We start from the raw sequence: 5,053 nt of genomic DNA, 5'->3' as shown, positions 1-5,053 counted from the left end.
ATACGGAGTAATGATTATCAAAGACAATATGGCAAATATGTGTGCAAAAGTAACTTCGACCTATATGGAATTTACTCTTGCATTTGGTCCAAAACCGGAATTTAGTTTTTCATTTGAGTTCTTTTAAAATCATAGTCTGTTGTCTCCTTTTTTAAGAAATACTGTATTTTGTTACATGAAAATAGTATGGATAAAAAATGCTTTTTTATTCTCTGTATCATGACTTATGACAATTTCAGAGAATATTTTGTGTTACTGTTCACATGCCACTGTCCCGCGAGGTGTTTTGGCATGAATATGCCAAAATCCCGAGACATACGAGCCAAAATTCCATTGCCGCAGGCAATCTGGAATGAATTTTGGCTACGTTACTGTGAACGGAGTGAACAGTAACTATTTTGTTCCAACACCACTGTATCAGAGTGAATTTCTGTTTACTTTATGATATACTTATATGCACGATAAAACTTTTGAATTTAGGAAAATTTATAATGAAACGAATTGATTTTGAAAATGGAACTGTAACCAACAATATATTAAGCGCTGCACTTCCCATGCTGGTAGCGCAGATATTGAATCTTTTATACAACATTGTGGACCGTATCTATATCGCCAGGATCCATGATATAGGAACAACTGCACTTGGCGCTGTGGGCTTATGCTTTCCGATCATCATGATCATTACTGCTTTCAGTAATCTCTTTGGTTCCGGAGGTGCACCAATTTTCTCTATCAACCGCGGAAAAGGAGATTCCAGGACTGCTGACATGATCATGAATATTGCTTTCACCATGTTATGTGGAAGTGCTGCTGTGCTGATGCTGATCGGATTTCTTTTTGCCCGCCCCTTACTGATTCTGTTTGGTGCTTCAGATGATGCTCTGGTTTATGCGTATCCCTATCTGATGATTTACCTTCTGGGTACTCTCCCTTCCATGATAGCAACAGGAATGAATCCTTTTATCAATGCACAGGGATATGCCATTATCGGTATGCTGTCAGTAACAGTCGGTGCAGTGGCAAATATTATTCTTGATCCGATTTTTATTTTTGTTCTGGATATGGGGATTAAGGGTGCAGCGATTGCTACTGTCATCTCTCAGATTCTCTCTGCCTTGCTTGTATTTTATTTTCTTCATGGAAAATCAGAATTGAAGGTAAGATGGATTCATATAAATGAGATTTCTGAGTGCACCAGACATGCCAGGGATATCATCAGTCTGGGATCTGCCGGATTTATCATGCAGCTGACAAACAGTCTGGTAAGTATCTGCTGCAATAATGTTCTCTCCGTGACAGGCGGCGATATTTATATCTCTGTCATGACTATTATATCCAGTGTTCGCCAGATGGTGGAGACGCCTATCCACGCAATTAATGAGGGAACCTCTCCTGTTCTCAGCTATAATTATGGAGCCAGACGACCTGACAAGGTAAAGAAAGCAGGGGTTGTTCTGATCATTATGGTTCTGATCTATACAGGTATCATGTGGAGCGTCATTCTCATTGCCCCTGAATTTCTGATTGGAATCTTCAGTTCAGACAAACTGCTATTAAAGGATGCAGTTCCTGCACTGAAGCTTTACTTTGCAGCCTTTATTTTTATGGATCTGCAGTATATTGGTCAGACAGTGTTTAAATCATTAAATAAAAAAAAGCAGGCGATTTTTTTCTCCCTGCTTCGTAAAGTATTTATCGTGGTTCCGCTGACTTATTTCCTACCCTATGGGTTACACATGGGCACAGATGGCGTTTTTATGGCAGAGCCTGTATCCAATGTGATCGGTGGTTCTCTGTGTTTTATTACCATGCTGGTTACAATCTTGCCTGAATTAAACAAAATGGGAAACTCCCGATAAGCAGAAAAGTCCTCAGTATTTATCCATTTTTAACTATCGCATAACTTTGCAGAAATTGTAAAAAGGATAAACAATGAGGACTTTTATTTAACTGAACATGAGAGTTCTTTACATAGCTTCATATATTTCCCAATATAATATTAATCAGGTTCTTATCGAGCATGATCGTCCGGTTCCATGGGTTGAGGATGATTCCCTCAATCTCATTTACCTGTAATGCTGAATGAAAAAGCTGATCTATGTCTGTCAGAAAAGTGGACTGAACGCTTCCGCCGCCTTTCAATTCTTCCTCAAAGCCGGTAAATGCCGCCCACCAGACTTTTCCATCTCCGGTTTTCACTGTGCCGATCCGAAGTTGGTTGTCTCCTGTGGGCGGTTCTACTGAAAGGATAAACTGACCCTTTTCTCTCATTCGTCTACGGATTACAGTCAGTGTATGTGCCAGCATTTCCTGAGTGGCTTCCTGCTGTAGAGCAGCGATCGCCTGCTCTATTTTTTCATTTCCCTGAAGACCTTTATCCTGATTTACATTCTTATTATCGCTCATATTGTTACCTTTCATCTGTGGTGATATCACTTTTCAGACAGTGTGTAAGATCATATTTCAGGGATGTCGGCGGCAAATCTCTCATGCCGCCGGCATCCTGTCATTTATTTATACTTCACCGCAGTTCCATATGCGATCACTTCTGCAGCCCCTGACATTACCTGGGAGGAGCCGTATTTTACACCGATCACAGCATCCGCATTCATCTCTTTAGCTTCATCTACCATACGCTTGGTGGCAATCTGTCTTGCCTCATTGAGCATTTCCGTATAGCCTGTGATCTCTCCGCCTACAAGAGTCTTCATCCCTGCCATGAAATCTTTTCCTACATTTTTTGTCTGTACAACTGTTCCCTTTACAATTCCCAGTGCCTCAAACTCTACACCCGGAATGTATTCAATACTTAGAAGCTTCATCTTCTTCTCCTCCTTCAATCTCTTTCATGCGTCCTGCAAGTGCTGCCAGGATTCCTCCGATGATCACAACCGGTATGGCGATCAGGAATATCAGCAGTCCGGTCGGTATGGGATCTTGTGTATTTGCCCACAGCATAAGCCCTATCACAAATCCCATAAACAGGATCATGACTACTGCACCAATGATCGCTCCTGTCCTTCTTTTCTTACGGATATCTGTTTTCTTTATATCCATAAACCTTGCACCCTCTTTCTCCATCTGCTCGATTTCTTCCAGACAGTTCTCGGCATTCAAGGTATCCAGGGACTGATGCTCTGCGATCAGGCGTTCACACATTTCCTGCATTTTCACAAGGCCCTCCCTGCGGCGTTCCAGTTCTCCCAGGTGCTGTTCCAGACAGAACTGCAGGCTTTTCCTCTTTTCAAAAAGAGCTTTCATCTCTTCTATTGAAATATCCATCTTCCGGAATAATTTGATTTCCTGAAGTCTGGCAATGTCTGCCCTATGATATTCCCGGTATCCGTTCTCTGCACGCTCCACATTCAGGAGACCCTGCTCTTCATAAAAACGGATATTCTTTCTGGTGATGCCTACCAGCTCTTCCACCTGTTTGATCTTCATACTGCTACCTCTTGCTTTCCTGACAGCAGATACAGCTGATCCGCTACTCTACTGCCCTGTCTGTGCTTCCTTTATACTGCTTCCACAAGGAGGAAGGTCAAGTATTTTTTGAAAAAAATCGAAAAAAGTATAGCTTCCGGCAGGGGGAATCTTTTAAGCTCCTGTACGGTCTGAACCTCTCATGATTGTGATCAGAGAGCTGACCAGCAATAACATGGGGTAAAACAATTTCGGCATGATCTGAAATGCAGAAATCTCACCACCCAGTTCATTCACTGCTGATATCGCAACCAGCATCTGTGCACCATATGGAATCACTCCCTGAAAAACACAGGAAAAAGTATCCAGTATGGAAGCTGTCTTTCTCGGTGTAATTCCATACTCCTCTGCCATTTCCTTTGCGATAGGGTTTGCCATTACGATCGCCACTGTATTATTGGCAGTGGCAATGTCCATAGTTCCTACCAGAAGTCCCATTCCAAGCTGTCCGCCTTTCTTTCCGCGGAAAATTTTATGGATCCAGCCAAGAAGCGCATCGAATCCACCATATTCACGGATCAGCGCACACATTGCAGCTACCAGGATTGCCACCATACAAGTCTCAAACATTCCGGATACACCGGATCCCATATTTTTCAGGATCTCTACAGGTGTGATATGTCCTCCGATCAGCATGATAAATGCTCCGGATACGATTCCTGTCAGCAATACCACAAACACATTGATCCCAACAATTCCTCCGATCAATACCAGCACATACGGTATTACCTGTGTCAGATGATAGGGCTGGAGCACACGACCCTGAATTTCTGTCTGAAATGACAGGATCAGGATTAAAATCAGTGTGGCGCCGGCTGCCGGAAGAGCGATCCAGAAGTTCTCCCTGAATTTGTCTTTCATCTCACATCCCTGACCATTACATGCAGCAATCGTCGTATCTGAAATAAAAGAAAGATTGTCCCCAAACATAGCTCCACCCATAACAGAAGCCACACAAAATGCCAGATCAAATCCTGATGCTGTGGAAACTGCTGCTGCAATCGGTGTCAGAAGTGTAATGGTTCCCACAGAGGTTCCCATAGCCACAGACACAAAACAGGCAACTATAAACAGCACAGACACTGAAAATCTGGCAGGTATCAGACTCAGCATACAATATGCAACACTCTCAGCACTGCTTCTTCCCACAACCCCTACAAAGGAACCTGCTGCAAGGAAGATTAAAAGCATGGTGATGATATTTTTGTCCCCCACTCCCTGTGCCATGATCTCCAGTTTCTTATCAAAATCCAGTGCTCTGTTCTGCAGACAGGCAACCAGGATTGCAGCAAGAAATGCTACTACGATCGGCACATTATAAAATCCCATGGGGATTTCCATCACATACTCAAACAAAATGCCCAGTCCAAGGTATAATACAAGAAATACACCAATGGGAAGCAGGGCAATTCCTTTTCCTTTTTTCATCTTTTATCCTCTTTCTACCATAAGGTAGTGTCAAATTTACTACCTATTTTTTCTTTAAAAACCTTTATTTTCGGGAGTTTCAAATAAAAAGAGCATTGACCTCCCTTTTGAAGTATAATGAATTCACCACAAACCATTATCA

The 5,053-nt window shown here is 42.4% G+C and carries 5 protein-coding genes; 1 reads left to right on the top strand and 4 read right to left on the bottom strand.

All coding sequences use genetic code 11. From position 1 onward, the window contains the following. Positions 1–491: 491 nt before the first annotated feature. Entirely contained in the window at positions 492–1,859 is a 1,368-nt protein-coding gene (locus KQI87_RS07905; protein WP_216459659.1) for an MATE family efflux transporter, read from the top strand. A gap of 118 nt (positions 1,860–1,977) precedes the next feature. Here the strand turns inward: KQI87_RS07905 and KQI87_RS07900 are convergent, their stop codons facing one another. The 4 genes from KQI87_RS07900 to KQI87_RS07885 form a co-directional block, all read right to left on the bottom strand. Next, on the bottom strand, positions 1,978–2,406 hold the full coding sequence (locus KQI87_RS07900) for an SseB family protein (protein ID WP_055053935.1): 429 nt from the start codon (positions 2,404–2,406) through the stop codon (positions 1,978–1,980). A gap of 104 nt (positions 2,407–2,510) precedes the next feature. Further along, positions 2,511–2,822, bottom strand: a complete 312-nt coding sequence (locus KQI87_RS07895) for a YbjQ family protein (RefSeq protein ID WP_008705112.1) — start codon at positions 2,820–2,822, stop codon at positions 2,511–2,513. Continuing rightward, the gene (locus tag KQI87_RS07890) at positions 2,803–3,444 is read right to left on the bottom strand and encodes a MerR family transcriptional regulator (RefSeq protein WP_216459658.1); all 642 of its coding nucleotides are present in this window, start codon (positions 3,442–3,444) and stop codon (positions 2,803–2,805) included. The genes KQI87_RS07895 and KQI87_RS07890 overlap by 20 nt, the downstream gene beginning before the upstream one ends. Before the next feature lie 153 nt (positions 3,445–3,597). Beyond that, positions 3,598–4,911 (bottom strand): Na+/H+ antiporter NhaC family protein, encoded by a 1,314-nt coding sequence (locus tag KQI87_RS07885; RefSeq protein ID WP_216459657.1) that lies wholly within the window; start codon positions 4,909–4,911, stop codon positions 3,598–3,600. Between the last annotated feature and the right edge of the window lie 142 nt (positions 4,912–5,053).

This window comes from Blautia sp. MSJ-9 (assembly GCF_018919065.1).
Taxonomy (GTDB): domain Bacteria; phylum Bacillota; class Clostridia; order Lachnospirales; family Lachnospiraceae; genus Blautia_A.
This window is presented reverse-complemented; position numbering and strand designations above follow the sequence as displayed.